Here is a 26,972-nt window from a genome sequence, read left to right as displayed (position 1 = left end):
ACACCATTACCGAGGGCCAAAACATTGATGGCGCAGCGTCGGCCGCCGCCATCAACCCCGCGAGCGAGTTTGAGCGTGGTTCATGGAAAAACGGTTGGCTCGTTTGTAAGTGCCGAAGTCATTGAAGCGCACACCCGCCTCGGCCATGACTTTATGCGCATACGGTGCGGTCATCTGGCGAAGATAAAATGGGTCTCTTACCACGAAATGGTGAATGCTGTGGGTGCTGCCGAAGTTGAAGCAGAACAACTGAAACGGCCACAGCCACCACGGGTTCATTACCTGGGTTTGTTGCAGCGCATTGCGCGGAGCGACATCGCCATAATAGTGCATGTTTGAACTTATAAAGAACAGGCAAAACTGCCGTATCAGGTTCGGCGCGATAAGGATAACCACGACGCTATTAACGACATCCATCAGTGCCAGGGTTGCCGCAGAGCGGTGAACTTCGGCGCCGATGATTGACCCCAGCCACCCATACAGGTGATAGCCGAGAAATACGTACCAGCAGCCCCAGTACAAAAGCCCGAACGGTGTATTGAGGCGAATGATTTTGCCTAACAACCTTACCTTTTGCCGCCATCCCGGTGCGAGGATCGCATTTAAAAATCCAAATATAAATCCATCCATCAGTTTCAACAGCCGCAATACGCCCCACGGGTTGCCACTGGTGGTGATCCATGCTTCGACATCCGAATCCGTGCCGGACTCCTTGTGATGGTGAAAATGCAGGCTGCGCCTTAGCCACGGGCTGGGCATTCCTGGCCGGGCCAGCCAGCACATGAACATCATGGCGTTATGGGCCAGCGGCTGCTTTCTGAAATAAAGGCGATGAATCAGATCATGTTCAATTTCGTGTATGAACGACGTCAACAGCGCGTTGATTAAAATACACGTCCATGCCGGGATAAAACCCTTCAGGTAGAGCCCGCCGGTAACCACCATTCCCACCAGGGAAAATACCATGACACTCGCGCCCAAGGCACTTTGATACTGCAAGATCGGATAACGCTTGCGCAGGTAATTACCATGCTCGGTAATGCGCCGGGTTACATTTTCAATTTTTTCCTGGTCGGTAATTGACTGGTCAGTTTCGACGGTGTTTTCCAAGGCATTCATCCCTGTATCCTCTGTTTACGTCGGGGAATTGCGTGTGCACGGTAAAACAGGCGCATTCGCACTCGCCGCGTGAATGGACGCGGCTCATTCAAGAACTGCGAAATCGACGGTGTGGCAAAAACTTGTTAGGATCATTTCAAGCTTCAAAATGATAAGGTAAGTTTAAGTCTTTGCAACTGTGTATTTTGGGTGGGCTAAGTGTGACAGGCGTTTGTGTAAGGATTTGATGATTTAGTTACAGTTTGTATAAGTTTTGAGTACGGCGTACAGCTAATGCCAAGGAGGCACCATGAGATTGCACCGCATCAAATATCTCCGGCTCTCTCTACAAGACGCCGAGGGCCGCGTAGAGAAAAGAACCAGCCATGATGTATTTGACGCCGTGTTTTGCGATGAACCTACGGACAATGCCGCCAATCGTGCAGGCCTTGAAAAGCTGTTTCGCTACATACAGGGCGGGGATACTGTGGTAGTGGACAGCATGGCATCGCTCAGCTCCAGTACCGAGCAGCTGTGCACGCTGATTCGACAGTTGGTTGAAAAGCAGGTAACGCTGGAGTTTTTGAACGAAAGCCTGGTGTTCCGGCATGACGATCTGGAGGTTGTACGGCCTATTATTTCGGTAATGGAGGCACTTGCAGAGTTTGAACGCGTTGTGGCCAGGGAAAAACAGGCAGCCGGTATTGCCGCTGCCAAAAATCGTGGATCTTACAGTGGGCGCAAGAAGAAACTGTCTGACAATCAGGTTGTAAGTTTAATTGACCGCGCCGGTGCAGGAGAAAGTAAATCCAAATTGGCGCGTGATTTTGATATCAGCCGTCAGACACTTTATCGGTACTTGAAATCGACCTAGCGACTGTCCAGCGCATGGCGGCCTGCGCTGGCGTGCAGCGTTGTTCGCCGCTATATCTGCCGCAGCCAGTGCTCGACATCCACCTTGTCGATCTGCTCGGGCTGCAAGAACCGCTCGGCATACTGGCGATAGACCCCGCTGCTGAGGAACAGCCGCAACAGGTCGCCATCGATGTGCTTGTCGCGGGCCATGAACACCAGGATCTTCACCGACTCGGACAGGGTCTTGGGCGTCTTGTACGGCCGGTCTGCGGCGGTGAGCGCTTCGAAGATGTCGGCGATCGCCATCACCCGCTCGGCAATGCCCAACTGATCTTTGCCCAGCCGACGCGGATAACCACTGCCGTCCATTTTCTCGTGGTGGTTGCCGGCGATGACCGGCACGCGCTTGAGGTGGCGCGGGAACGGCAGGGCGTTGAGCATGACGATGGTCTGCACGATGTGCTCGTTGATCTTGAAGCGCTCCTCGTCGTTCAACGTGCCACGCCGGATCGACAGGTTGTACAGCTCGCCCAGGTTGCTGGCGTTGGCCGGCAGGCGCATGTCGAAGCCCCAATGGTTGCGCGGGTCGTCCTTGAGCACCGGCGGCTTGCGCGCGCCCCAGGGCACCCGGTGCTCGGGACGGTCGGCCAGTAGCGGCTCGTCCACCGGCAGTTGCGCCGGCGGCACATCCTTGAAGCGTTCATCTTCCTCGCGGGAAATGCCCAGGCGGTTGTCGAAATGCCGCCACCAGCGGCGCTGGCCAATTTGCTGCAGTCGCTCGATGTCGGCTTCTTCCATGAACTCGCCACCGGCATTGGCCCTGGCGACGAAGGCGAAGTCTTCCTGTAATTGCGCCTGGCAGTGCGCCAGGGTTGCTTGCAGCCGCTGCGGCGGCTCGCCGTTGGCCAGCCCTTGCCAGTAGGCAAGCTCGGCATCGCGCCAGAGCACCTCGAAGCGCATGCGTACCTCGTGGATTCGGTTGTACAGGGCCTCCAGCTTGGTCGCCTTGTCGACCACATGCTCGGGGCTGGTGATCTTGCCGCAATCGTGAAGCCAGGCGGCGACGCGAAACTCATAGCGCTCGGCCTCGGTCATGCTGAACTCGGCGTAGGGGCCGCTGTCAGCCAGCGCAACCTGGTCGAGCAGCATTTGCGCCAGTTGCGGTACCCGTTCGCAATGGCCGCCGGTGTAAGGACTCTTGGCGTCGATGGCATCGGCCAGCAGCTTGATCATGGCATCCAGCAACTGTTGCTGGGCCTCGACCAACTGGCGGGTTTCGATGGCCACGGCGGCCGCGCCGGACAATTCCTCGACAAAACGCCGGAACGGTTGGCCGACCTCATCGCCCGCCGGCTCATCTTGCAGTTGCAACAGCAAAATGCCGAGCAGCGCCTGGCTGCGGTCCCGGAGCACCACCGCATGGCTGCGTCGGCCCAGCTTCAGGGCGCGTGTCACAGTGCTTGGCAGATCCTCATGCTGGTTTTCGTCGACCGCAAGTTGCGCAGGGTAACCGCTGCCTCGGCAAGCGGCAGCCAGGCGCAGCAGGCCACGCTCGGCGTCGAACAGGTACACCGCGCCAGCGCTTGCCCTGGCGGCGTCCACCAGATGGCTGAGGACGCCGTCGAGCATGCGCTCCAGCTGGGTTTCGCGGCTGAGGGTGAGGGTGATGGCCTGGAAGTTGAGGATGGTTGCGGACATCTGGCTCAGCACCTGACTCAATTCCCGCACCTCGGACACCCGCGATTGCACCCCCACCTCGCGGCTGAAATCAAAACCGGCCAGGCCCCGTACTTGCTCGGCCAGCAGCCGCAGCGAGTGGCCAATGCGCTGGCCAAGCACGCCCCCCAGAAACAGCAGCACGACCATCAGCACCGCCGTCCACAGCACCTGTTCCCAGAGCACCTTGCGCGCGTCGGCAAGCAGTTCGTTGCCAGGTACCGCGATCAGCACCTGCAGGTCTTGCCCGGCCAGGGTCGTCAGCGGTATGCGCATGCCGTACCAGGTCTTGCCTTGTACCTGGAACGGTTGCGGCGCAGGGCCCAGGCTCGGGCTGGCATAAAGGTGCTCGAGGCTGGGCACCCCCAGCTCGGCTACGTGTGACAGGCGCACCGCGTCACCTTCTTGCACAATCACCCGCTGCAGGTCCGGGTACGCCACCACGTTGCCCTGCTGGTCGATAACCACCGTCTCGGTGCCGGCGGTCATGCGCAGGTCGCGGCTCTCGCTGGCCAGGTCATCGACCGAGACATCCATGCCGATCACTGCGGCGCCATCGACGCTGCGCTGGGCCAGGGTGATGCCGACCTCGCGGGTGGTGAAGAACACGTAGGGGCGGGTCAGCACGGTGCTGGATTGCCTAAAGGCCTCGACGAACCAGGGGCGCGGGCGGGGGTCGTAGTGATAGTCCGGCTGGGCTTGTGTTTGCAGCAGGGTCAGTTGCCGGTCGTAGAAGCGCCATTCGCCTTTCAACGCGCCGTCGTCGCCCTTGCTGATGCTCTGCACCAGGAAGCGGCTGCCGGCCGGTGCGTCGAAGTGCTGCATGAGCTGCGGGTCGCGTAGCCGGCGAACGAGGAGAAATTCGCCGCTGGAATAGCCGATGTAGGCGGCGCTGAGCATTTTGTTGGCGTTCAGGCTCTCGATCAGTTGCGGGACCTGCTCCAGGCGCTCGGCCAGAGTGCCTGCGCCAGGGTTGAACGCCAGCAGCCGGATGCTGCTTTGCGCCGGATCGAGCAGGCGCCGCGCCCGTTCGTCGATGGTCTTGCCAAGCTGCAGGGCGGAATCGCCTGCGGCTGCCACCAGCGCCTTTTGGATTGCCCGATTACCCTGCCAGGCGAGCCCTGTGCCCAGCAGCAGCAGGCCCAGCATGATGGCCAGCGCCACCATCCATTGCAGGGAGAAGCTGTGCCTCTGTTCATTCATGGCGGGTGACCTTGCGCTCTTGGCACTTAACGACGGGTAGTCAGGAACTCGAAGCTCAATCGCGAAAAGCTTAGCTGCTAATCCGCACAGGCTGGGATGGGCGCCTGACAATCCCCGTCAGCGGCCTGTTAGCTTACTTATAGAACAGGTCGACGATCACAGAGGCTTCGAACACCCCGGGTTTAGCAGGCTCGCGCCAGATCAGGTCTGCTTTGAAGTCATTTTTGCTCAGCTCACGACCGGTCAGGTCTGCCAATTTGAACCAGGTGTCGAACGGGATTTTCTCGTTGTTATCAACGCGAGCGAGGGAGATACCTACGGAGCTGTTGTTCGCCGGCACCAACAGATTGTTGATGACGGACCCTCCGCCTGGAGTGGAAGCGAATCGGGCGTTTACTGTGTAGGGTGTGTCGCAGGCGCGTGATAGTCCCAGGCTGAAGTTAGCGCTACTAGCGACGTTTCCGACAGTTGCGGTGCCAGAGAGCGCTCTGCGGAAATTGACGGTGCTTGGCGTTATTGTCAGCTCCGGTGAGCAGGGAATAAAGCGAATGTTGTTGATGCCGGTGACGACATAATTGAGGTTGCTGTTGGGTTTGATGTTTTGGCCGCCGGTGCCATCCAGTTGAAACACTCTATAGTCCGGCCGTGAACCCGCTTGCCCGGAAGAGGGGGTGGCGCCGTATTTTTCAATAAAAATGCTGAAGGTAAGGGTGAACTTGGCATTGTCCCATCCTGTGCAATTGACCCAATTGCAGCACGTATGAGAAGAGAAGCCTGTGCTGACCTTTCCGCTGCTTGAGGTTATGGCAGTTTTATTGTATCTGATGCCGGCCCGTATACCGTCGCCGATACTGACGCTGGCGGGATTCATATGAAAGTAGATAGTCTCTGCACCGTAATTGTAGTCATCTGCACATTTAACGTTTATTGAGTATAACGACGATTCCCACATTATCGTGCCGTCCGGAGCGTCTGCGGGAACAGCCAGTGCAGTGCCCAGCGACTCGCTGATGACAGCAGAGTTTGTACCCTCTTCTACACAGGTGAGGGCAAAACTGGTAGCCGGGCTGGCGGATGCGGCCAGCAGCATTATCAAAGCAAACGTTTTCAAGGGCATCATTTTGAGGGTTCGCAAGTAACTGAAGGACGTACTCATTGGATGTTTGCCTCATGCACGTGGCGCAGCCCAATATCATTGATTTCAGTGAAAATTATTTTTGCATCGGCAGGGATGGCGGCGACAGTGCTGCGCAGGAGATGTGTTTCGCCTGGCTTTAATAAGGTGTATTCGTCGAGCGCGGTGCTGCGGTCGCTGCTTTCTATCCGCAAATCCACCAGCGACAGGTGAAAGGCGCAGGTGTTGGTGACTTCGATAGAGTCAACATTCTTTACTTTCCAGCTCAATCCGGCGATACATGAGGAGGATGTGCCTTGCAACCCTGGCGGTCGAAAAAACAGCTTCAACTGTTGGCGGACTGCCATTTGAACGCTGTTTTGCCTGTCGGGCTTAAGGGGGATTTCCATGACGTTTAGCCAGAACAGTGATTCTCTATCTTCCGGTAAGCCTTCGCCCCTGTAGAGTATTCGCAGTACGTCTACTTGCTGCGGATTCAGTTTGATCAGAGGCTGGGCCAAGGCAAAGGGGACATCGCTGCTGTTTTCTTCGGATGAACTGACCCAGGCTTGAAGTGCGACGGTTTGCGACGATACGTTAGTGACGCGGAGGGTGGCTTCGCGGTGTTGGCCTGTATAAATAAGTCGTGTGCCATCGATTTTTATTATGGCCTCAGCGCTGCTACCGACGGCGAGCCACAGCAGGATGACTTTAATGAAAGATAAGGGTGTCGAGGAAGTGAAGGCCATTATTGATCTGGCCTCTCGATGAACGCCCAATGGTAATTGGGGTTTTCGGACTTTAGTGTGGTGAGGTATTGAGCAACTAGCGAGTAGTCGCTAGTTGCAGGTTGCGAAGTAAGCGCGCACCCAGAAAGAACGGATATAATACTTGCAAAGCAGGCGGCACCTAACTTATAATGGCTTGCTTGCTTGCTTCGCGTTAATTCCGAATTATGTAAGTTCATTGCTAATTCGTACTGACCAGAATGGAAAGTTCAAATTACCTACGCCACCTGCGAATCGAAATCAGACGATTCTCATTTTGGCCCTATTGGCCAGCGCCATCAGCATTCGCATAAACTACGGGGTCTTTCTTGTCTGCCGGAACCTCTGATGAATCAGCGACGCCTACGCACAGCGCCCCCTAGCAAAGCGGTCAATGAGCCGAGAACCAAGCCGGCCGAGGTACGTCTGGAGGAATTGATGGCGGCGGCGCAACGTTTGTTTCTGGCCAAAGGCGTGGAAGCTACGACCATCAGTGACATCGTCGAGCAGGCACAGGTGGCCAAGGGCACCTTCTATCATTATTTCCCATCCAAGCAGGACATGCTGGTAGCCCTCGGCGAGCGCTACACCCAGGCCTTTCTCGAGCAACTCGAACAGGCGGTGGAGCAGTGCGCCGCTGATGACTGGACCGGCCGCCTGCGCGCCTGGGTGCATGCCAATATCGCCACTTACCTGAAAACCTTCGCGGTGCACGACATCGTCTACACCAACCATCACCACCATGACCGCAGTAACAAGGCCAGGAACGACATTCTCGACCAGTTGCAGGGCATTCTCGAAGGCGGGCGCGCCGCCGGTGCCTGGGCCTTGCCGCAGCCGCGCATCAGCGCCTTGATGATCTACGCCGCGGTGCATGGGGTCAGCGACGACGCCATCGTCGAGCGTCTCGACGACTGCACGGCGTTCGCCAAATCGGTTGCCGATGCCTGCCTGGCCATGCTCGGCGCTGCCGGCAACGCCTAACCCTGTGCACTTTCGTTGGTCGCCGACGCGCTGGGCACCGGCAATTGCCGCTGCAGCAACACGGCGCATCCCAGGCTGCACAGTCCGGCAGCCAGCATTGCCAGGTTGAAGCCTGCGGCCATCGCCGTGGCGTAGGCCTGGGCGAACAACGGCGTGGCGCTGCTCAATGGGTGCTCGGCAACCGCTTGTTGCGCCAGGGTCGCCGCATCGTCGACGCCTGCAACCGTCAGCAAACGCGTCAGTTCGGCACTGGCGCGCAAGCTCATCAGGCTGCCAAGCAGGGCGATGCCCAGGCTCATGCCCGTCTGGCGCAGGGCGTTCATGGTTGCCGAAGCAATACCGGCGCGGCTGGCGGGAACCGCGTTCATCACTACCAGGCCGGTGGCGGGTACGGCCAGGCCCATGCCCAGGCCGAGGGTCACAAAGCACAGTAACAATGGCCAATAGGGCGTGTTGGCGCTGAGTAGCGCCATGGCGGTCATCGCCATGCCGATCAGCCCGTAACCCCAGGCCAGCAAGTGTTCCAGGGCGAAATGCCGTTGCAACCGACCGAACATCAACGATAAAGCACCGCTGGCGATGAATGTCGGCATCATCCGCAAACCGCTTTCGGTGGCGCTCAGGGCTTGCGCCTGTTGCAGGAACAGTGAAAAGAAAAACAGGCTGCTGTAGCTGGAAAAGCCCAGCACCCATGACGCCAGGTTGCTGACGGCAAAGCGTCGGTCACGAAACAGGTCCAGGGGAACCAACGGCCGCGCTACGCGCTTTTCCACGGCGATCAAGGCCAGCAGCGCGATCAGCGCCAGGCCTATGGCAAGGCTGGGTGCCGGTGCGGCAAAACCCGATTCGCCGGCGCGGATCAGGCCGTAGCTCAACGCGCCCAGGCAGCACACGCTGAGCAACTGGCCCCAGGGGTCGAGTGCGGCCTGTTGCGGGTGGGCTCGCTCGCTGATGCCCCAGGCGCCGAGTAACAGGGCCAGGACGCCCAGCGGCAGGTTGATCAGGAAGATGCTTTGCCAGCCGAAGTGCTGCAGCAGTACACCGCCAAGCAAAGGGCCGAGCACCAGGGTCAGGGCACTGAAGGCCGACCAGCCACCGATGGCGTGGGCGCGGGCCCTGGGCTCGGGGAAGGCCTGGGTGATCAGCGGCATGGCTCCGGGAATCAGCAAGGCGCCAGCGATACCTTGGACCGCTCGCCCGAACAGCAACATCGGCAGCGCCTCGGCCAGGGCACACAGCGCGGAGCCGGCAGTAAACAGTGCAACACCCGTCAGCCAGGCGCGTTTGTGGCCGTAACGGTCTGCCACTGGGCCTGCCGACAGCATGAACGCAGAGAGCGCGACGGCGTAGATGCTGACCACCCATTGCAAGCCGCCAAGATCGGTGGCCAGGGCGTTTTGCAGCGAGGGCAGGGCGAGGTTGACGATGCTGATGTCCAGCGACGCAAGAAAAGTGCCCAGGTAAGCGGCGGCGAGCACGGCGGGGCGCTTGTAGCGATGCATGCTTGAGGTCTCCAGAACCGTCGGGAAGTAAACGGGGAAAGCAGACCATAGTTAATCGACTGACCGTCGGTCAATGGGCTGTTGGAAATATTCCGCCAGCGTAGAGGCGCCAGCCAGGCGTAACGCGAGTGTCATTTTCTCCCTGGGACAACAGTGAGAACCGCGTAAGCGTGCCCAGGCTCGGCACGTATGATGAAAAATTTTCTTGTCAATAATGCTGTATGGATATACAGTATTTTCACGCAGCCGAACGTGCCCCGGGTGGGGCGAACCACGGCCGATGCGTATTCATTTTCCATGTCAGCTAACAAGGAATGTCAGATGACAATTATCTACACCGCTGCAAATTCTCTTCCTTTTGCCGCGTTGCCCACCACCAACGGTGTGGTCCAGTATTTTCGCGCCAGCATGACCAACCCTGCCGATGCCACCTATGCCCCTGACGGGCTGGCGGCAGCACCGATCTACGGCCTGGGCGGGCACCTGTTGCAGGGTGACGAGATCGTTGCTGGCGGCAACGTCACGCTGGTTTCGCACATTGGTCCTTTGCTCAACGGCGGCGCGTTGTGCTGGGTATTGCTCAGCTGTGACGGCGGCGCGCAACAGGTCGCCAACGCAACCCGTAGCCATCACGCGGTAACCCTGGGGCAGATCTCCATCGCTTCGGGGGCTGCGCCGGGTGATGTTAAATATTCTGCGGCTAATGCCGTTCCTGCCGGTTGGCTCAAGGCCGATGGCGCAGCGGTATCGCGTTGCACCTATGCGGCGCTCTTTGCCGCAATCGGCACGACTTACGGCGAAGGCGACGGTACCTCTACCTTCACGCTGCCCGACTTGCGTGGCGAGTTCATCCGTGGCTTTGACGGCGGCAGAGGGGTGGACGCCGGTCGCGTGTTCGGCTCGCGCCAGAAGGGCACCCTGCAGACCTACGACACCACCGAGTACAACAAGGCCAATGGCGTCTGGAGTGCCTGCACCTCACTGAAAACCGGTGCGGCTTCGCAAGTGGCAATGGGTGTCGACCCCTACGAGGTCAACGACTACGCAACCGTCACCATCGGCGGCGCCGATGCGGTCAACAACTTCCCGTTGCCTGGGGTGGGGCTGGACCGTGGCTACTCGGGTGTCACGCGCCCACGCAACATCGCAATGCTCGCACTTATCAAATACTGAATAGATTGCTCGGGTTGAGGCCTTGGCGCTGTTTCACGACGACGTAAAGGTACGCACAAATGTTTGCAGCTCAACCCGCTAGCGCATATTTCCATGGAGAAACATCATGAAGGGAAGTTTTACTCGTTTTGCACTGTTGTTCGGCCTTGCCACAGGCTCTGTTGGCGCGGCACACGCGGATAGCTCGCCTGCTGGCCTCTGGCGAGTGTCGACGTTCACCAGTCCAGGTGGGGCTGCTGCGACGGTCCAGACGGTCTGTCTCAAATCTGATCACACCTGGTACTCCACCAGTCAGCCGAACTGGAATGGCGGCTGGTTCCAGAATGAAAAACAGGTGCGCTGGTACGGCGGTATTCCGATCTCTCACATTGGCAATGTCGCGAGCATGGCAATGGGTAACCTGGACAGTGCTACCACCATGACGGGCAACTACGCCGAATGGACAGCGCCGGGTACCGCCCCTTTTACGTTCGACAGGCATTTCACATATTCGATGGTTTTTCTGCAAGCGGACTGTCCGCCAGCGAAGCAATAATCACCAGCTATTGACCCTATGGCAGTGGCCCAGCCCGAGGAATGGCGGGGCCCAACTGTAGGCGTCGCGTATGCCATTTTGACGACAAACGGTATTACGAAGCATTCTCAAGCCTACTGTTCTCCTGTAATCTCGCCGCCGCTCAGGTGGCGACCCGGTCGCACACCTGTTTACAGTGCACTTGGGGGCGGGGATGGAGACGAACAAAGGGATGGCGGCGATTGTGGAATGGCGAGCCCGCTTCCTGGGGGAAGGCAGGTTGCAGGAAGCTGAATACGACCGGGCGTTGATGGCCGCGCAACAGCTCGAACAGTCCGGCCGGGTCAGCCCGGGGGAGTGGGTGGCGATGGTGCGCCAGGCCAACGCGGCATTGCTGGGCCCACGCTGAGCAGCGCAAACATCAGGCAGGAGGCCCCATGGACACAATGCAGGATACGCCGCTGATTCGCCCGGCTACGTTTGAAGATGTGTGCACAATGCTCGCGTTCGATGCCTACGCCAGCAGCCACCCTGAGCGTCAGTGCTTCCTTGAAGAGTCAGCAGTGTTGGGTGGCGTTGCGCGCGGGCGCGGTGATCGGCTACGTCGTACTTACCTATCACTTCTTCGACCACGGCTTTGTCAGCCTGGTGGTCGTGGCGCCAGGTCATCAACGCCAGGGTGTCGCCTCCCGACTCCTGGCCGCCGCCGAAGCCGCCTGTACTACGGCAAAGCTGTTTGTCTCGACCAATCAATCCAACCTGGCTTCGCGCCAGCTCATTCTCAAGGCCGGCTTCGTGCCCAGCGGTGTCATCGAGAACCTCGACGAGCACGATCCGGAACTGGTGTATTTCAAGCGCATTCGCGCTTGAATTGCGGTCAGGGAACTCGCGCTCGCCTGATCGGTCTGAGCTGACTTTCAAGGCGCTCTTTTATGGACAACAGTGCAGCACGCAGCGTGCTTGACGCACTCCCCACCCTTATCCTCGGGCTCGCCCTGGTGCTGGTCGGCTGGCTGGTGTTTCGCGTCGTTGTAGTCGAGCTCGCCGATACCCTCAACGACGATTCCAGTGCCTATACCAGCGACCTTCAGGAGTGCTCGTCAGAGCCGCTGCAGATCCTCTTTGGTCAGGAAGTGGGCAAGGAGGTACTGCTGGTCGCCAAGGTGCTTTCGGGGGTGAGTTCGGTGCGCGTGTTGTCGACGCCTGGGCGCGACCTGAGCTACGTTCCCGACCGCCTGAACCTTGAGGTCAACGAGCAGCAGCGGATCTACGGGGCATTCTGCGGCTAGTGCCGCAGTGCCGGGTCACCACGGTCATGCAAGCGGCCGATTTCCTCGAATGTTCATTCGCTTTTTTGCACAGCGGCGCTAGGTGCGCGGGCCTGGGTGGTCTATGTTAAACGGCAAGCATTAACAGTCGGTCTGGAGGTGGTTTATCACTGGGGTGGGAGTTTCATGGAGCAGGGACCTGTATGCACCCATCCGATGACCTGAACGGGCAAGAAGCCGCCGAGTCGTTCTCGCCACGTGAAGGGCGTTCAGCGCCGCTGTTCCGTTTGATCCTGAGCTTCATGCTGGTGGTCGTGCTGCTGTTCGTCGCCATCGAGGGCTGGCGGATCTGGCGCGACTACCGGCACGCTTTCGCCAGCGCCCATGATTCGGTCACCAACCTTGCCAGCGCCACCGCCCAGCATGCCGAAGACGCGATCCGCCAGGTCGATGTGGTTACCGCGATGCTCGGTGAGCGGCTTGAAGGTGACGGTTTTACCCGAATGAACATCCCGCGGCTGCACCGGCTGCTCAAGCAGCAAGCCTTGTTGATGCCACAGTTGCACGGGTTGTTCGTGTATGGCGCGGACGGGCGCTGGATCGTCACCGACAAGAGCGATACACCGACCAATGCCAATAACGCCGATCGCGATTATTTCGACTATCACCGCACCCATACCGACCGCGGCGTCTACATCGGCGCGGTGGTCAAAAGCCGCTCGACCGGTGATCTGATCATTCCTATTTCCAGACGCCTGAACAACCCCGACGGCTCGTTCTTCGGCGTGCTGCTGGGGACTGTCAGGGTTGATTACTTCGTCGAGTTCTATGGCGCGTTCAAGATCGATGACCGTGGCGCCTTGGTACTGGCCAAGCGCGACGGCACCATCCTGGTTCGCCGGCCGTTTGTCCAGCGGGTAATCGGCGGCAGCCTGGCCGATAGCGAGATCTTCCAGGACTACCTGCCGCAGGCCCCCGAAGGCGTCGTCGAAACCACGGCCGTAGTCGATGGCACTCAACGCCTATATGCCTACAAGGCCCTGGACGCCTACCCGCTGGTGGTGGAGGCCGGGCTGTCGAGGGCATCGATCATTGACCCTTGGCGAGAGGACCTGATCAAGACCGCCGTCGTGCTGCTGTTGCTGCTGGTTGGGTTGGGCGGCTTTGGCGCGTTGGTTCTGCGCCAATTGCGCGAGCGCATGGTGATGGAGGCCGCGCTGCGCCGTGCGCATCAAACAGTCCGCGACCTGGCCTTGAGCGACAGCCTCACGGGGCTGGGTAATCGACGCCGCCTTGATACGGCCCTGGCAGAAGAAATTCGCCGCGCCAAGCGCCAACGCTACCCGTTGGCGTTGGTAATGATGGACCTGGATTACTTCAAGCGCTTCAACGACAACTATGGCCATCCTGCCGGTGACGATTGCCTGCGTGCGGTGGGCGCGGCAATACAAAGCAGCCTCAAGCGACCGGGTGATCTGGCCGTGCGCTACGGCGGCGAGGAGTTCACCCTGCTGCTGCCCAACACCGATGCTGCCGGGGCCAGCAGGATTGTCGAAGACATTCTCGAGGCCATCCGCTCGCTGGCGATCGAGCATGTGCAAAGCCCGGCGGGGCGGGTCACGGCAAGTGCCGGGATTGCCCTGGGTTACCCGGTCAAGGAACCGGTAGCTGCCGACACCCTGATGGGCGCCGCCGACTCGGCGCTATACCAGGCCAAGGATAAAGGCCGCAATGGCTGGTGCCTGATCGATGGTTTGAGTGAGCGGCCAGCACCGTTAGCCCACGACTGATCACTGCAGCCTGGTGACTAACCCACCAACATAAACTCACGCCGCCTGCTTGGCCATGTCCTTGCGGTATTGGGCTTTCATCATTTCCATCTGCTCGCCCATGGCCTCAAGCACGTCCTTGCCAAGCAGCTTCTTGGCTTGCGGGAACATCTCGGTTTCTTCTTCCTCGATGTGGTGCTCGAGCAACTCCTTGAGCACTTTCACCCGCCCGGAAAACTCGGGTGTACCCGGGTCGGTGACTTTCAGGTCGGGCAGCACCAACGAGTCGACGGTGCGGTGTTCTTCCTTGGCCTCGTGGTACATGATCACCTGTTCCTTGGCCCCGGCTTTCTTGTAGGCAGGGTAGAGGATCTCCTCTTCAAGCCGGGTATGCACGGCCACTTCCATCTCCAGTTTGGCCAGCAGTTCCGAACGTTTTTTTATCCCGCGCTCGGTGGACTCGCTCAGTTGCGTTAAAAGGGCCTTGACGGTCTTGTGGTCAGCTTTAAGCAGGTCGATGGCATTCATGGTGGATCCTCGGCAAAGCGGATGGTTGAAAAGGGGCCTTGCGTTAGTAGTGACTCGGCCCGGCGCCAGGGATTCAACCGGATTGCCCAACTGCTCATTAACCGCTGTTTCGCCAACGGGTATGATGCTCGGCTTATCTCAACCACGGACTGATCATGGACGACCCTTTCTTGCCACAGCGTTTTTTTGCCGGGGCGGCGATTGTTGTCGCGCTAATTGGCGGCGCTATTTTCGTGTTCTTGCTGGCCAACCCCGGCGGCCAGTTCCCCGGCCTTAGTAGCGCGCTGGCAGTGTTTACCCTGGGCGTCACCAACGGCCTGTGCCTGGCGCTGGTCGGCACTTACTGGTATCTCGCCGGCAAGCCTGCAGGGGCCGGTACGCTGTTGATTTTGCAGGCGGTAGGGCTGCTTGCGTTTGGCGCCTGGTATGTCTCGCTGACGTGAAGCTTGTGCCGGATGCTTTATAGCCACTGGCGCTATTGCACCCTGTTTAACAGCCAATTGAGTTCTTCTGTTTCATACTTTTTTTATATATCTTTCGTGTGCTGCCGACTCACCAAGGAAAATAATAATGAGGTACAGAGGCGCGCACTACTGGGCTTGGGCAGACTGCCAACTGCACAGCCAGGAGCATGAAGAATCGCTGGAGTCCGGAATTACCCTTGATGTCAAGGCGCGGCTTTCGCGTAGTGGTTGTACGCAGTTGTTTCTCGGGGTTTATACCAGTGCCGGCTTACCGGTCGTCGAGGAGTATCACGACCGTCTCGATGAAGTTACGCTGACCCGGGCCATGGTCTGGGGGGTAAAACGCTGTCGGGCGATTGCCGCCGAAGTCATCGAGCTTCACGAACTGCCTTCCATGAATGCTTACGCCGGGTTGCGATCGATCAACTCGGCGCCCTGATTGCGCACATTGCCGACCGCCGCGCTGACCGGGTACCACTCGAACCGCGCCGCCGGCTCGCCCAGGTTCAAGGCCATCTGCTCGGCGTGCTCGCCTGCGGTGGCCGGGTCCAGCCATTGCCGGGCGACAGCCGGCGCCAGCACGATCGGCCGGCGGTCATGCACGTCGAGCAGGCCACCTTCACTGTCTGCGGTGAGGATCACGAACCCCGCATGCTCGCCACTGAACTGGCCGATGGCCGCGCACAGGGCAGGGCGGCCATCGCTGCGGCGAATCAAGTAAGGCTGTTTTTTCGCTGCGCCTTGGTCAACCCATTCGAACCAGTTGTCGATCGGCACGATGGCCCGGTGTGGCCAGATGGCGCGAAAGAATGCGCCGTGGGCGACTTTCTCCACGCGCGCATTGATCGGCGCTGCGCGGTCCCTGGCCCAGTGCGGGCGCCAGCCCCAGGGCAACAAGTCGGCCTGGAGGGTACCGGCCTGCAGGTGCAACAGCGCCACGCGGGTGCTCGGCGCCACATTGTAGTGACCCAGTGCCTGATCGCCGACGTTGTTGACCAGGGCGCCTGGCATGCTCAGGGCGTCGACGAAGTCGTGAATGCCACGGTATTGAGAAAGCCTGCCGCACATGGCGCGTTGCTCCGTGAGGGGCCTATCGCTGGAGGATAGACGCAATCGCCGGGCACGCTTGCGGCGCCGACGCTCAGCTCAACCACCAGGCCGCCAGCGACAGCAGCAGGGCCAGCAAGGTGCCCAGCCAGGCGCTGGCCTCAAATTTCGAACGTTGCACGCTGGCGCGCACCTCGCGCAGGTACTGCGCCTTGGTAGGGGCCCGTTCGCGGTAGCGCAGGTTCTCGGCCAGGTCATGCAGCCGGGCCTCGATGACCGAGCCGACCACGAAGAATGTTGCGCCATAGCTGGCGATGACTATCAGCAGGTACTTCACTGTCGCTCCTTGGCAATACGCTTCCCTTTTCAGCACGGGTTGTCAGCACGGGCTGATATTGACGCCGTGGCGAGCTCGGCTTATACAGGCGCCCCCACGTTCCCGATGCTACAGGACCCCGAGATGAACGACGACGATCTGGACATTCACGAGCCCGAACATGATCACCTGCTTGACCATGAGTTTGCCGAGGACGAGTACGAGCCACAGGACGAGGTCAATCCGCTGTTCGATCCGCAGGATGACGATGACGAGGATGCCCGCGATTGTGCAGGCGATGACGAAGGATTCTGGGACGAGGGCGTCGACACCCTTGACGACCTCTAGGCACCAGCGCAGCCGCCGGCACCTGGAAGCAGGGCGTGTTTAGCGGCCGTCCAGCGAGAAGCGTCCGGCGCCGGTGACCGAGAGCAACAGCAAGCCACCGACAATGCTCATGTTCTTGAAGAACTGCACGGTGTTGGCTGCTTTGGCCGGCTCGACCATGGTCCAGAACGGATGGCCGATCAGTGCCGTGCCGATCACGAACAGGGCAAACAGGAACGCCAGTGGGCGGGTGTAGAAACCGAGGATGAGGATGATGGCGACGAAGAACTCCATGATCACCGCCACCGCGGCTGCCACTGTAGGCGCTGGCGCGCCGAGCGATGCCAGGTAGCCGACCGTGCCCTCGAAGCCAGTGAGCTTGCTCCAGCCGGACATGACGAAGAGGATCATCAGCAGAATCCGCGCCAGCAGGATGATTACGTCGCGCTGGTTGTCGAAGAGGGTGTAGCGCATGGCGGCCTTCCTTTGTTGTTGGGCAATTTTACCTTAGCAGTTGCCGGAAGGTTTTGCGGCCCGGCTTGCACAAAAAAGGCATAAGGGCAGCCCTGGGTAAATCTCAGGCAGCAAAAAGGCGCCCTAAGGCGCCTTTTCAGAAGATGGTGCGAGTGGCGGGACTCGAACCCGCAAGGCTCACGCCGGCAGATTTTAAGTCTGCTGTGTATACCAATTCCACCACACTCGCACTGGCTCGAGGGAAATGCATTTGATCCCTCAATCAAGCGAGCTTTATAACCCATCGTTATATTCGAGTCAACCGCGTGCAAGGCTCTGGACGGCGCCCCAGGCTAACTCCAGAGCATGCTCAACAGCACCAGGGCGAGTAGCCCGAGATAGACCTGCGCATGCTTGCGATCATCGATTCTGCCGATCCAGCGCGCCGCCAGCCGGGTGCCGAGCCAGGCGCCGAAGGCCAGCAGGGCAAACGCCGACAGATCGACATAACCGACAAACCGCGCTCCGAAATCGCTACTGGCGGTGATCAGGTAGGTCGCCGTCGCCGCCAGCGCTACCGGCAAGGTCAGCGGGCTGGCCATGGCGGTGGCCTGGGTCATGCCCAGCCCGCGGCGGCGCAGCAACGGCACGCTCATGACGCTGCCGCCCACCCCCAGCACGCTGGCAATGCCGCCGATCAGCACACCGCAAGTGACGGTTCTCACGGGCCCGAGCGGGCGCGCTGAAGCCTGGCCGTGGACAAAGCCTTCGCGCAGCAGGCAGTCGAGCAGGGTAAATGCCAGGTAGAGGATGAACGCCCAGCGCAGCCATTCACTGGCCAGGGCGCCCACCAGGGCGGCGCCGATCACCGCGCCGAGGGCGATATACGCTGCCAATGGCCACAGGAATTCACGGTTGAGGTTGCCAGCACGCCAATGCTTGAGGGTGGCCAGTGCGGCGCTGACAATCATCACGCAGGTGGAGGTAGCCACGGCAATCTGCATGGCCGAGCCGGTGGTGGCCGGGTTCATGCGCAGCAGGTGATACAACAGCGGCACGACGACGAAGCCGCCGCCAAAGCCGAACAGCACCGTGGTGATGCCGCTCAGGCAACCGAACAGGGCCAGGAGTACAAGAAGCATGGAAGGTCGTCCTTTTGCGGGTCAGGAGCGACAGGTTAACCAGCAGTGATTTGGCCGGCTTGAGCAAAGCGGTCAATAATGATCGCCAATCGGCCACGGACTTGCCCCATGTACAATGTCTCGATCAATCTGCTCGATGCTACGCCCCGCGCCGTGGTTGCCATTGGCACTGATTATCCCGACGGCTTCCTGCTGGCGCGCCATCGCCATCGTCGCGCGCAACTGCTCTATGGTGCCACCGGAGTGATGCAGGTACGCACGTCGGCCGGCGACTGGGTCGTGCCGCCGCAACGGGCGGTGTGGATTGCCCCGGGGGTGGAGCATGAGGTGCTGATGCTCGGCGTCAGTACCCGCAGCCTGTACATCGAAGCCGATGCGCTGATGTTGACGGGCGAGTGCCAGGTGCTGGAGGTTTCAGCGCTGATGCGCCAGTTGTTGCTGGCGGCGGTGGAGATGGACCTGGAGTACGACCAGCAGGGCAGGGACGGGGCGCTGGTCAACCTGCTGCTGCATGAACTGCGGGCCGCGGCCAGCCTGCCGTTCCACATACCGCTGCCGCGTGACCCGGCGCTGCTCATGCGTTGCCAGGCTTTTTTGCGCACGCCTGATGTGCACCAGTCACCCGCGCATTGGGCGGGTGAACTGCATGTCAGCCTGCGCACTTTCGGGCGCTGGTTTCGCGCCGAAACCGGGATGAGCTTCAGCCAGTGGCGCCAGCGTGCCTGTGTGCTGCTGGCCCTGGCGCGGCTGGCCCAGGGCGAAGCGATCACGCGAATTGCCCTGGACCTTGGCTACGACAGCCCGGCGGCGTTTTCCAGCATGTTCCGCCGCACCCTCGGGCAGACGCCGCGCAGTCTGCGCGATCAGTAGTGGATGCTATCGGCGACGCCGCGCAAATCATCCACCGAAGTCTTCAGGCCGGCAATCCTGCCCAGCACTTCAACGGCATCGGCCTGGTGGACGGAATGCTGCAGGTACAACACATGCCCGCGCAGGTCGCGTGAGACCCGCTCAAGATCGGCTGCGGTCGCTTGCAAATCGTCGTGTATGGCTTTCATTCGTAAGTCTGCGGCCACGCGTCGTTCCCTCGAGGTAGGTGGCAGGTCTTAAGTGCGGGGCGACTATAGAGCAATTGACTCCTTGCTGTCATTGCGCCACTGTGGGTTTCATGTTGGATCCAATAGAGGCAAGGGAACGTGGCCAAGCACGCCGCAGCTGAAACCGTCACCGGCAAACCGCGCGTCAAATGGTACTGGCGCGTGCTGTTCGCCAAGGTCTGGCTGGCTGCCGCGTTTTTGTTCCTGAGCCTGCTGGGGGCGGGGGTATTGCTGCTGATGACCAGCGCCGACAGCAGCCTTGATGCCAGCCAGCGCTGGCTGGCGCTGACTGCCGGTATCGGTGTACTGGCGACCTGTGCCTACCTGGGCCAGCTGGCGTTGCCGCGTCGGCGGTTGGCAGTGGCGCAAGATTCCGACTAAGTTTTAGACCAGCGCAGGGAATCGCTTGCAGCGTATGCTGTCATATCCAGACAAGCCATCTACGGCTTCGTGGGGCAGCCATGGTCTCATCCGACTCCGAACTTCATGTGATGCACGCCAGTCGCTTCGAGCAACTGGTGCAAACCGTGGTTGACTACGCCATCTACATGCTCGACCTCGAAGGCCATGTGGTGTCCTGGAACGCAGGCGCCCAGCGGATCAAGGGCTACCGCGCCGAAGAAGTCATCGGCAAGCATTTCTCGATGTTCTTCACCCCCGAAGATTGTGCCGATGGCAAGCCGGCCCGACTGCTTGAACGGGCTTTGAGCACCGGTGGCGCCCAGGATGAAGGCTGGCGCCAGCGCAAGGATGGCACGCTGTTCTGGGCGCTGGTGGCGCTGGATGTGATCAAGTCGCCGGACGGCGAGGTGGTCGGGCTGGCGAAGATCACCCGCGACATCACCGACCGCCGTGACGCGGCGCTGCAACTCGATGAGGTCCGAGCCCAGCTGTTCCAGTCGCAAAAGCTCGAAGCCCTCGGCCAGCTGACCGGGGGCATGGCTCACGACTTCAACAACCTTTTGACCATCATCATCGGCTCGGCGCGGCTGGCCCTCAACAGCCGCGACCCGCAGCGCACCCGGCGCTTGCTCGAACACATCCTTGACGCTGGCGAGCGTGGCAGCCAGATGACCCAGCAGCTGCTCAGTTTCGCCCGCCACAAGGCGCTGAAGTTCGGCCGCATCAAGGTACCGGATCTGGTCGAGTCGACACGCCTGCTGCTTGGCCAGACCTTGCCTGTCTCGGTGGAGTTGCAGGTGCTGCTGGCCGACGAACTGTGGGATGTCGAAGTCGACGCCGGGCAGTTGCAGATGGTCTTGCTCAACCTGATCTTCAATGCCCGCGATGCCATCGACGGCGAGGGGACGATCACCATGCAGGCGCGCAACTGCGAGCTGCAGGGGCGTCCCGACGGCTTGCTCGGGCGCTTTGTCTGCATCAGTGTCAGCGACACCGGCCGGGGTATCGACAGCAAGATACTGCCGCGCATCTTCGAGCCTTTTTTCACCACCAAGAGTTTTGGCAAGGGCACCGGCCTGGGCCTGAGCCAGGTCTATGGTTTTGCCAAGCAGAGCAACGGCACGGTCAGCGTCAGCAGTGAAGCGGGCAAGGGCACCTGCATGAGTGTCTACCTGCCGGTCTACACCGCCAACCCCGACCCTGAACGCGGAGGTGCATAGCATCGTGGAACAACTCAAACGCCTGGCCACCGGTATTCCCGGTCTCGACGAACTGCTCAAGGGTGGGCTGGTGGTCGGTGCTTCCTACATCGTCCAGGGCCGGCCTGGCTCGGGCAAGACCATCCTCGCCAACCAGCTGGCCTTCAATCACGTCAGCCAGGGTGGGCGCGTGCTGGTGGCGACGCTACTCAGCGAATCCCACGAGCGTTTGTTCCAGTACCTGTCGACCTTGAGCTTTTTCGACCCCGGCAAAATCGGCGCGCAGCTGCAGTTCGTCAGCGCCTTCGACACCCTCGAGCAAGAGGGCCTGGATGAAGTGGTAAAACTGCTGCGCGGCGAGATCAGCCGCCACCAGGCCAGCCTGCTGATCGTCGACGGCCTGCTCAATGCCCGCTCGCGCGCGGAAACGCCGCTGGACACCAAGAAATTTATCGCTGAGCTGCATGGTCATGCCGCCTTCGCCGGTTGCACCGTACTGTTCTTGACCAGCTCGCGGCTGGAGGACGGCAGCCCCGAACACACCATGGTCGATGGCGTCATCGAGCTGGGTGACGAGCTGCTGGGCAGCCGCTCTGTGCGCCGGATCCAGCTGCGCAAGACCCGCGGCAGTGGCGCATTGTCGGGTATTCACGAATGCGAAATCACCGAACACGGCCTGCAGGTTTACCCGCGCCTGGAATCACTGTACAGCCACCCCAGCGGGCACGGCATGGGCGAACTGATGCGCATTCCCAGCGGCGTGCCGGTGTTCGACCGCCTGCTCGGCGGCGGCCTGCCGGCCGCCTCGGTGACCCTGGTGATGGGCCCCTCGGGCATCGGCAAGACTTCACTGGGCGTGAGCTTTCTCGGTGCGGCAACAGCGGCAGAACCCGGCCTGCATTTCGGCTTTTATGAAACCCCGCAGCGCCTGCGTCTCAAGGCCGGCGCCCTGGGCTACGACTTCGCCGCCATGGAGCGCGCCGGGGCCTTGCACATTGCCTGGCAACCGACCACCGAAGGCGTGCTTGATGATGTCGGCATGCGCTTGTTGCGCCTGGTCGAGCAGCACAGCATCAAGCGCGTGCTGATCGACAGCCTCGGCGCGTTCACCCGCCTGGCCAGCAACCCGACGCGCCTGAATGAATTCTTCCGCGCCCTGACCGGCGAGCTGCGGGCCCATGACGTCAGCGTCCTGGCCACTTGGGAGATGCGCGATATCTTCGGCTCGGAAATCAACGCGCCGGCACCGGACCTTTCGAGCATTGTCGACAACCTGCTGTTGATGCGCTTTGTCGAGATGGACTCGGAGCTCAAGCGCTTGCTGTCGATCCTCAAGGTGCGCGACAGCTATTACGACCCGGCCCTGCTGGAGCTGATCATCAGCGACCATGGCATCGACCTGCAAAAAGCCTTTACCCAGGCCACGGGGGTGATGTCCGGCACGCCTTCGCAGGTGCCTGGATCATGAGGCCGGGGGTGGCAACGGCATGAGCACCATTCTGGTTGTCGACGACGAGTACCTGATCGCCAATATCCTCGGCTGGGCCCTGGAAGACGAAGGTTTCGACGTGGAGCTGGCCGGCAATGGGCAGAAGGCCCTGGACGTATTGAAAGGCAAGCGGGTGGAGTTGGTGATCACCGATTACATGATGCCGGTGATGGATGGCGAGGCGTTGGCCGTCAGTATTCGTGCAGAGCCACTCTTGCAAGGCTTGCCGATCATACTGATGAGCGGGGCGCAGGCTCACAAGGGGCGGGACAATCCCGGGCTGTTCGCCGCCGTGTTCGACAAACCCTTCGACATCGAGCAACTGATTGCCAAAGTGAAGGAACTGGTCGATACGCCCGAGGCGCCTTGAGGCCTGTGACTGCAACCGGGCGGGTTGCCAGTGTCAGGATCAAGCGCATCCGTGCGGCTTGAGTCGGTTGGGGGCTGCTTAGTGCTCGTCGCCTCCTTTTTCCGGTGCCGGGCTACCGGCCTGAATGCGTTTGAAAATCTCTTCGCGGTGCACCTGAACATCTTTCGGTGCATCGATGCCGATCCTCACTTGCATCCCTTTGACGCCCAGAATGGTGACTTTGATGTCATCGTTGATGACGATGCTTTCGCCAACCTTGCGGGTGAGTATCAGCATGTATATCTCCTTGGTAACGTAAGTTGCCTTGCGGGCGCGGCCCGCAGAAGCCGGGATCACACAGGGGTGCATCCCTCTTTCCCTTCATTAAAGACGCTTTCGGCGGATATTAATTCCCCCGAACACAGATTCTGTAGTGAGTCTTTAGTCGCAGGTGCCGATTGGCTGGATGAGCACTCCGAAGCAGCGAGTGCTGCCCGTACCCGCAAGCATAGGGGGGTTGAAGGAATATGGGAAATTTCTCTGCATGATACCCAAGGTGGGTTTCGCTGAATGGCTTTTCAAGGGGCCGCCAGGTTTTGCAGAAACAGCGCCAGGGCCACTTCCTCGGCCTCCAGCCCCTTGCGCGTGCGCGCCCGTGGCAGCTTGGCCAGCTCGCCGAGGGTGAAATGCTCGAACAGCGCCGGGTGGATGTAGCAGCGCCGGCACACCGCCGGGGTGTTGCCCAGGCGGCTGGCGACCTGCCTGACGGTCTCGACGATCTGACGTTTGGCCTCCTGCTCCGGTTGCCATTCAAGCTGGCGCAACAGGCTCAGGGCCAGGGCGCTGCCGGCCCAGGTGCGGTAATCCTTGGCGGTGAAGTCGCTGCCGGTCAGCTCCTGCAGGTAGGCGTTGACGTCGGATGAACCGACGCTGTGGCGCTGGCCCTGGTCATCCTGGTACTGGAACAGGTCCTGGCCGGGCAGGTCCATGCAGCGTTTGATCAGGTTGGCCAGGCGCCGGTTCTTCACCGTCACCTGATGCTCGATACCGCTCTTGCCGCGAAACTGAAAGCGGATGGCGCTGCCGTCGACCTTGACGTGACGGGTGCGCAGGGTGGTCAGCCCGTAAGACTTGTTGTCGCGGGCGTACTGGCGGTTGCCGATGCGGATCAAGGTGCTGTCGAGCAGGCTCACCACCAGGGCCATGACCTTTTGCCGATCAAGCCCCGGCCGCGCCAGGTGGCTGTCCAGTTGCCGGCGCAGCTTGGGCAGCAGGCTGGCAAAGTCCAGCATGCGCGCGTACTTGTGGCTGTCGCGGTAACTGCGCCAGTCGGCATGGTAGCGGTACTGCTTGCGCCCGCGGGCATCACGGCCGGTAGCCTGCAGGTGGCCTTGCGGGTCGGCGCAGATCCACACATCGGTGTAGGCCGGGGGGATCACCAGGGCCTTGATCCGCGCGAGGGTGGCCGGATCTTTGACCCGCCCGCCTTGCCCATCGAAGTAGGCGAACTTGCCGCGCAGGCTTTTGCGCCGCAGGCCTGGCTGGCTGTCATCGACATAATGCAAGGCGGCGGGCAGGGCGGTGTCGGGCATGGCGCAGGTCCGGTTGCGGGGTTTGTACTATGGACCGCAAGCTCAACCCAACAGTGCCACCGACTTTATCTGTGCCCACAGCGACTGGCCGGCGTGCAGCTGCAGCTGGTCGGCGGAGTAGCGGGTGATGCGCGCCAGCAAGGTGGTGCCGGCGGCGTCCAGGCTGACCAGCACGTGGGCACTGTTGTCGGCCGGGCGATGGCCGCTGACGGTCACCGGCAGGCGATTGAGGATGCTCGATTGCTGGTCGGCGCCAAGGCTCAGGCTGACGTCCCGCGCCTGCACCTTCAAGCGCAGCGGCATGCCCACGGCCAGTGGTTCGTGGGCCACGCGCAATTGCAGGTGGCTGTGCGGCAGTTGCAGGCTGAGCAACTGATAGTCGCTGCTGTAGGCGCTGACCTGGCCTTCGATGATCACCCCGGCGTCGTCGCCCTGGGCCAGCGGCAGGTCGAGGCGCGCGAGGGTGGCGGCAATCGGCCCGCTGGCCTGGACCTTGCCCTGCTCAAGCAGCACCAGGTGATCGGCCAGCCGTGCCACTTCATCCTGGGCGTGGCTGACGTAGACCAGCGGAATCTCCAGCTCGCTGTGCAGGCGCTCGAGGTAGGGCAGGATCTCGCGCTTGCGCGGGCCGTCGAGGGCTGCCAGCGGCTCGTCCATCAACAGCAGTTGCGGGCTGCTCAGCAGCGCCCGGGCAATGCCCACACGCTGGGCTTCGCCGCCGGACAGGGTGGCTGGCTTGCGCTGCAGCAGGTGCTCGATGCCGAGCAGTTCGCAGGCCTGCTCGAGGCTGACCTTGCGCTGCTGGGCGGGGATGCGCTTGTAGCCGAAGGTCAGGTTGGCGCGCACCGACAGGTGCGCGAACAGGCTGGCCTCCTGGAACACGTAACCGATCGGGCGCTGGTGCGGGGCAATGAAATATTCGCGGCGCGAGTCCTGCCAGATCTCGCCATTGACCTCGATGTAGGCTTCGGGGGCCCGTTCCAGCCCGGCCAGGCAGCGCAGGCAGGTGGTCTTGCCGGAGCCTGAATGGCCGAACAGCGCACTGATGCCGCGCCCGGGCAGTTGCAGGTCGACATCCAGGCTGAAGTCGCCGCGGTCCAGTTTCAATCGGGCGTGAATCATCGCTGCCATGCTCAGCTCCAGGCCGATTTGCCCCGGCGGCTGGAGTACAGCGCCAGCAGCACGAGGAAAGAGAATACCAGCATGGCCCCGGCCAGCCAGTGGGCCTGCAGGTACTCCATGGCTTCGACGTGGTCGAAGATCTGCACCGAGACCACCCGGGTCTTGTCGGGAATATTGCCGCCGATCATCAGCACCACGCCGAACTCACCGACGGTATGGGCAAAGCCGAGGATGCTGGCAGTGATAAAGCCTGGCCGGGCCAGGGGCAATACCACATGGACGAAGGTGTCCCAGGGGCTGGCACGCAGGGTCGCGGCCACTTCCAGCGGGCGTTCACCGATGGCGCTGAAGGCGTTTTGCAGCGGCTGTACGACGAAGGGCATCGAATACACCACCGAACCGATCACCAGGCCGCTGAAGCTGAACACCACGGTGCCCAGCCCCAGCGCCTGGGTGGTCTGGCCGATCCAGCCGTTGGGCCCCAAAGCCAGCAACAGGTAAAAGCCGATCACCGTCGGTGGCAGCACCAGCGGCAGGGCCACCACCGCGCCCACCGGCCCGCGCAGCCATGAGCGCGTGCGCGCCAGCCACCAGGCGATGGGGGTACCAATCAGCAACAGAATCAGCGTGGTCAGGCTGGCCAGTTTGAAGGTCAGCCAGATGGCGCCGAGGTCGCTGGCATCCAGTGGCATCAGATTTCGTAACCGTAGGATTTGATCACGGCTGCGGCTTTCGGGCCCTTGAGGTATTCAACCAGGGCTTTGGCCGCGGCGTTGTCCTTGCCTTTGTTGAGAATCACCGCGTCCTGCTTGATCGGCTCGTGCAGGTTGGACGGCACGATCCAGGCCGAGCCGCTGCTGACCTTGCCGTCCTTGTAGATCTGCGACAGGGCGACAAAGCCCAGTTCGGCATTGCCGGTGGAGACGAACTGGTACGCCTGGGTAATGTTCTGGCCTTCGACGATCTTGCCCTTGGTGGCCTCGGTCAGCTGCAGCTTGCTCAGTACCTGGGTAGCGGCCAGGCCGTAGGGCGCAGCTTTCGGGTTGGCAATCGACAGGTGCTTGAACTCATTCTTTTTCAGCACATCACCCTTGCCATCGACATAGCCTTCCTTGGCCGACCACAGTGCCAGGGTGCCAATGGCGTAGGTGAAGCGTGAGCCCTTGACGGTGTCGCCTTCGTTCTCGAGCTTTTCCGGGGTGCTGTCGTCGGCGGCAAGGAACACTTCGAACGGTGCGCCGTTCTTGATCTGCGCGTAGAACTGGCCGGTGGCGCCGTAGGCGGCCACCAGCTTGTGGCCGGTGTCCTTCTCGAAATCCTTGGCAATCGCCTGGATCGGCGCGGTGAAGTTGGCGGCGACGGCTACCTGTACCTCATCGGCCCAGGCGCTGTTGAAGGTCATGAAGGTGGCCAGGGCGGCCAGGGCAAAACGAGGTGCGCACTTACTCATGAAAAACAGCTCCACAGGCTGAGGGGGTAGTC

The 26,972-nt window shown here is 60.9% G+C and carries 31 protein-coding genes, 1 tRNA gene and 1 pseudogene; 16 read left to right on the top strand and 17 right to left on the bottom strand.

Features of this window, described 5'->3' with window-relative positions; all coding sequences use genetic code 11:
• Positions 1 to 51: 51 nt before the first annotated feature.
• Positions 52 to 1,119 carry a fatty acid desaturase gene (locus tag BLR26_RS18965; RefSeq protein WP_093384029.1) on the bottom strand — a complete coding sequence of 356 codons (1,068 nt, stop codon included), beginning with the start codon at positions 1,117 to 1,119 and terminating at the stop codon, positions 52 to 54.
• Between the two features lie 289 nt (positions 1,120 to 1,408).
• Here BLR26_RS18965 and BLR26_RS18960 point away from each other — a divergent pair, with 289 nt between their 5' ends.
• Positions 1,409 to 1,972 carry a recombinase family protein gene (locus tag BLR26_RS18960; RefSeq protein ID WP_093384026.1) on the top strand — a complete coding sequence of 188 codons (564 nt, stop codon included), beginning with the start codon at positions 1,409 to 1,411 and terminating at the stop codon, positions 1,970 to 1,972.
• 50 nt (positions 1,973 to 2,022) lie between these two features.
• Here the strand turns inward: BLR26_RS18960 and BLR26_RS18955 are convergent, their stop codons facing one another.
• From BLR26_RS18955 to BLR26_RS18945, 3 genes are all read right to left on the bottom strand, one after another.
• The gene (locus BLR26_RS18955; RefSeq protein ID WP_093384022.1) at positions 2,023 to 4,872 is read right to left on the bottom strand and encodes an HD domain-containing phosphohydrolase; all 2,850 of its coding nucleotides are present in this window, start codon (positions 4,870 to 4,872) and stop codon (positions 2,023 to 2,025) included.
• Positions 4,873 to 5,005: 133 nt separating this feature from the next.
• Positions 5,006 to 6,028, bottom strand: coding sequence for a hypothetical protein (locus tag BLR26_RS18950; RefSeq protein ID WP_256326744.1), 1,023 nt, complete (start codon positions 6,026 to 6,028; stop codon positions 5,006 to 5,008).
• Positions 6,025 to 6,735, bottom strand: a complete 711-nt coding sequence (locus BLR26_RS18945) for a fimbrial biogenesis chaperone (RefSeq protein ID WP_093384017.1) — start codon at positions 6,733 to 6,735, stop codon at positions 6,025 to 6,027. Before BLR26_RS18945 ends, BLR26_RS18950 begins: the two co-directional genes overlap by 4 nt.
• A 366-nt stretch (positions 6,736 to 7,101) precedes the next feature.
• Here BLR26_RS18945 and BLR26_RS18940 point away from each other — a divergent pair, with 366 nt between their 5' ends.
• Positions 7,102 to 7,737, top strand: coding sequence for a TetR/AcrR family transcriptional regulator (locus tag BLR26_RS18940; protein ID WP_093384012.1), 636 nt, complete (start codon positions 7,102 to 7,104; stop codon positions 7,735 to 7,737).
• On the opposite strand, the gene BLR26_RS18935 is transcribed toward BLR26_RS18940, so the two are convergent.
• Entirely contained in the window at positions 7,734 to 9,239 is a 1,506-nt protein-coding gene (locus BLR26_RS18935; protein WP_093384008.1) for an MFS transporter, read from the bottom strand. The genes BLR26_RS18940 and BLR26_RS18935 overlap by 4 nt on opposite strands.
• Before the next feature lie 321 nt (positions 9,240 to 9,560).
• On the opposite strand from BLR26_RS18935, the gene BLR26_RS18930 reads away from it, so the two are divergent.
• The 6 genes and pseudogenes from BLR26_RS18930 (at position 9,561) to BLR26_RS18905 (ending at position 13,984) form a co-directional block, all read left to right on the top strand.
• On the top strand, positions 9,561 to 10,412 hold the full coding sequence (locus tag BLR26_RS18930) for a phage tail protein (RefSeq protein ID WP_256326743.1): 852 nt from the start codon (positions 9,561 to 9,563) through the stop codon (positions 10,410 to 10,412).
• Between the two features lie 106 nt (positions 10,413 to 10,518).
• The gene (locus BLR26_RS18925) at positions 10,519 to 10,947 is read left to right on the top strand and encodes a hypothetical protein (protein ID WP_045196679.1); all 429 of its coding nucleotides are present in this window, start codon (positions 10,519 to 10,521) and stop codon (positions 10,945 to 10,947) included.
• Between the two features lie 193 nt (positions 10,948 to 11,140).
• Positions 11,141 to 11,335, top strand: a complete 195-nt coding sequence (locus tag BLR26_RS18920; RefSeq protein ID WP_093387579.1) for a hypothetical protein — start codon at positions 11,141 to 11,143, stop codon at positions 11,333 to 11,335.
• 28 nt (positions 11,336 to 11,363) lie between these two features.
• Positions 11,364 to 11,796 (top strand): annotated as a pseudogene (locus BLR26_RS18915) (GNAT family N-acetyltransferase).
• A gap of 62 nt (positions 11,797 to 11,858) precedes the next feature.
• Positions 11,859 to 12,215: an I78 family peptidase inhibitor gene (locus BLR26_RS18910; protein WP_093383999.1), complete on the top strand. Its 357-nt coding sequence runs from the start codon at positions 11,859 to 11,861 to the stop codon at positions 12,213 to 12,215.
• A gap of 182 nt (positions 12,216 to 12,397) precedes the next feature.
• Positions 12,398 to 13,984: a sensor domain-containing diguanylate cyclase gene (locus BLR26_RS18905; RefSeq protein ID WP_093383994.1), complete on the top strand. Its 1,587-nt coding sequence runs from the start codon at positions 12,398 to 12,400 to the stop codon at positions 13,982 to 13,984.
• Between the two features lie 36 nt (positions 13,985 to 14,020).
• Here BLR26_RS18905 and BLR26_RS18900 read toward each other — a convergent pair whose 3' ends face one another.
• Positions 14,021 to 14,491, bottom strand: a complete 471-nt coding sequence (locus BLR26_RS18900) for a hemerythrin domain-containing protein (protein WP_045196688.1) — start codon at positions 14,489 to 14,491, stop codon at positions 14,021 to 14,023.
• A gap of 155 nt (positions 14,492 to 14,646) precedes the next feature.
• Between BLR26_RS18900 and BLR26_RS18895 the strand changes: the two genes are divergently transcribed.
• Complete coding sequence (locus tag BLR26_RS18895; RefSeq protein ID WP_093383989.1) at positions 14,647 to 14,934, top strand: hypothetical protein; 288 nt, start codon at positions 14,647 to 14,649, stop codon at positions 14,932 to 14,934.
• A 127-nt stretch (positions 14,935 to 15,061) separates the two neighbouring features.
• The gene (locus tag BLR26_RS18890; protein ID WP_045196693.1) at positions 15,062 to 15,394 is read left to right on the top strand and encodes a hypothetical protein; all 333 of its coding nucleotides are present in this window, start codon (positions 15,062 to 15,064) and stop codon (positions 15,392 to 15,394) included.
• Here the strand turns inward: BLR26_RS18890 and BLR26_RS18885 are convergent.
• Together BLR26_RS18885 and BLR26_RS18880 are read right to left on the bottom strand one after the other, a co-directional pair.
• Positions 15,358 to 16,023, bottom strand: coding sequence for an SOS response-associated peptidase family protein (locus BLR26_RS18885; RefSeq protein ID WP_093383984.1), 666 nt, complete (start codon positions 16,021 to 16,023; stop codon positions 15,358 to 15,360). The genes BLR26_RS18890 and BLR26_RS18885 overlap by 37 nt on opposite strands.
• Before the next feature lie 73 nt (positions 16,024 to 16,096).
• Positions 16,097 to 16,339 (bottom strand): hypothetical protein, encoded by a 243-nt coding sequence (locus tag BLR26_RS18880; RefSeq protein WP_093383979.1) that lies wholly within the window; start codon positions 16,337 to 16,339, stop codon positions 16,097 to 16,099.
• Between the two features lie 123 nt (positions 16,340 to 16,462).
• Between BLR26_RS18880 and BLR26_RS18875 the strand changes: the two genes are divergently transcribed.
• Positions 16,463 to 16,666, top strand: coding sequence for a hypothetical protein (locus BLR26_RS18875; protein ID WP_093383976.1), 204 nt, complete (start codon positions 16,463 to 16,465; stop codon positions 16,664 to 16,666).
• 39 nt (positions 16,667 to 16,705) lie between these two features.
• On the opposite strand, the gene BLR26_RS18870 is transcribed toward BLR26_RS18875, so the two are convergent.
• The 3 genes from BLR26_RS18870 to BLR26_RS18860 all read right to left on the bottom strand — a co-directional run bounded on the left by BLR26_RS18870 (position 16,706) and on the right by BLR26_RS18860 (position 18,240).
• Complete coding sequence (locus BLR26_RS18870) at positions 16,706 to 17,119, bottom strand: DoxX family protein (protein ID WP_045196701.1); 414 nt, start codon at positions 17,117 to 17,119, stop codon at positions 16,706 to 16,708.
• A gap of 144 nt (positions 17,120 to 17,263) precedes the next feature.
• Positions 17,264 to 17,348: transfer RNA gene (locus BLR26_RS18865), tRNA-Leu, on the bottom strand.
• Between the two features lie 103 nt (positions 17,349 to 17,451).
• Positions 17,452 to 18,240 carry a sulfite exporter TauE/SafE family protein gene (locus BLR26_RS18860; protein ID WP_093383971.1) on the bottom strand — a complete coding sequence of 263 codons (789 nt, stop codon included), beginning with the start codon at positions 18,238 to 18,240 and terminating at the stop codon, positions 17,452 to 17,454.
• Between the two features lie 108 nt (positions 18,241 to 18,348).
• Between BLR26_RS18860 and BLR26_RS18855 the strand changes: the two genes are divergently transcribed.
• Positions 18,349 to 19,110 carry an AraC family transcriptional regulator gene (locus BLR26_RS18855; protein ID WP_093383966.1) on the top strand — a complete coding sequence of 254 codons (762 nt, stop codon included), beginning with the start codon at positions 18,349 to 18,351 and terminating at the stop codon, positions 19,108 to 19,110.
• On the opposite strand, the gene BLR26_RS18850 is transcribed toward BLR26_RS18855, so the two are convergent.
• Positions 19,104 to 19,298: a hypothetical protein gene (locus BLR26_RS18850; protein WP_045196707.1), complete on the bottom strand. Its 195-nt coding sequence runs from the start codon at positions 19,296 to 19,298 to the stop codon at positions 19,104 to 19,106. The genes BLR26_RS18855 and BLR26_RS18850 overlap by 7 nt on opposite strands.
• Before the next feature lie 138 nt (positions 19,299 to 19,436).
• Here BLR26_RS18850 and BLR26_RS18845 point away from each other — a divergent pair, with 138 nt between their 5' ends.
• From BLR26_RS18845 to BLR26_RS18830, 4 genes are all read left to right on the top strand, one after another.
• On the top strand, positions 19,437 to 19,718 hold the full coding sequence (locus tag BLR26_RS18845) for a hypothetical protein (protein WP_093383961.1): 282 nt from the start codon (positions 19,437 to 19,439) through the stop codon (positions 19,716 to 19,718).
• A gap of 80 nt (positions 19,719 to 19,798) precedes the next feature.
• Positions 19,799 to 20,959, top strand: a complete 1,161-nt coding sequence (locus BLR26_RS18840) for a two-component system sensor histidine kinase NtrB (RefSeq protein WP_045196712.1) — start codon at positions 19,799 to 19,801, stop codon at positions 20,957 to 20,959.
• 1 nt (position 20,960) lies between these two features.
• Positions 20,961 to 22,406 carry an ATPase domain-containing protein gene (locus BLR26_RS18835; RefSeq protein WP_093387576.1) on the top strand — a complete coding sequence of 482 codons (1,446 nt, stop codon included), beginning with the start codon at positions 20,961 to 20,963 and terminating at the stop codon, positions 22,404 to 22,406.
• 19 nt (positions 22,407 to 22,425) lie between these two features.
• Positions 22,426 to 22,797 carry a response regulator gene (locus BLR26_RS18830; protein WP_045196714.1) on the top strand — a complete coding sequence of 124 codons (372 nt, stop codon included), beginning with the start codon at positions 22,426 to 22,428 and terminating at the stop codon, positions 22,795 to 22,797.
• 78 nt (positions 22,798 to 22,875) lie between these two features.
• Here BLR26_RS18830 and csrA read toward each other — a convergent pair whose 3' ends face one another.
• The 5 genes from csrA to modA form a co-directional block, all read right to left on the bottom strand.
• A complete protein-coding gene (gene csrA / locus BLR26_RS18825) occupies positions 22,876 to 23,073 on the bottom strand; it encodes a carbon storage regulator CsrA (protein ID WP_010223936.1) in 198 nt (65 codons plus the stop codon).
• Positions 23,074 to 23,354: 281 nt separating this feature from the next.
• Positions 23,355 to 24,368 carry a DNA topoisomerase IB gene (locus tag BLR26_RS18820; RefSeq protein ID WP_093383956.1) on the bottom strand — a complete coding sequence of 338 codons (1,014 nt, stop codon included), beginning with the start codon at positions 24,366 to 24,368 and terminating at the stop codon, positions 23,355 to 23,357.
• Positions 24,369 to 24,410: 42 nt separating this feature from the next.
• Positions 24,411 to 25,499 (bottom strand): molybdenum ABC transporter ATP-binding protein, encoded by a 1,089-nt coding sequence (modC, locus tag BLR26_RS18815; protein WP_093383953.1) that lies wholly within the window; start codon positions 25,497 to 25,499, stop codon positions 24,411 to 24,413.
• 2 nt (positions 25,500 to 25,501) lie between these two features.
• Positions 25,502 to 26,182: a molybdate ABC transporter permease subunit gene (modB, locus tag BLR26_RS18810; protein ID WP_045196720.1), complete on the bottom strand. Its 681-nt coding sequence runs from the start codon at positions 26,180 to 26,182 to the stop codon at positions 25,502 to 25,504.
• Positions 26,182 to 26,940: a molybdate ABC transporter substrate-binding protein gene (modA, locus tag BLR26_RS18805; RefSeq protein WP_093383950.1), complete on the bottom strand. Its 759-nt coding sequence runs from the start codon at positions 26,938 to 26,940 to the stop codon at positions 26,182 to 26,184. Before modA ends, modB begins: the two co-directional genes overlap by 1 nt.
• Between the last annotated feature and the right edge of the window lie 32 nt (positions 26,941 to 26,972).

Origin of the sequence: Pseudomonas sp. UC 17F4 (assembly GCF_900101695.1) — a bacterium.
GTDB lineage: Bacteria > Pseudomonadota > Gammaproteobacteria > Pseudomonadales > Pseudomonadaceae > Aquipseudomonas.
This window is presented reverse-complemented; position numbering and strand designations above follow the sequence as displayed.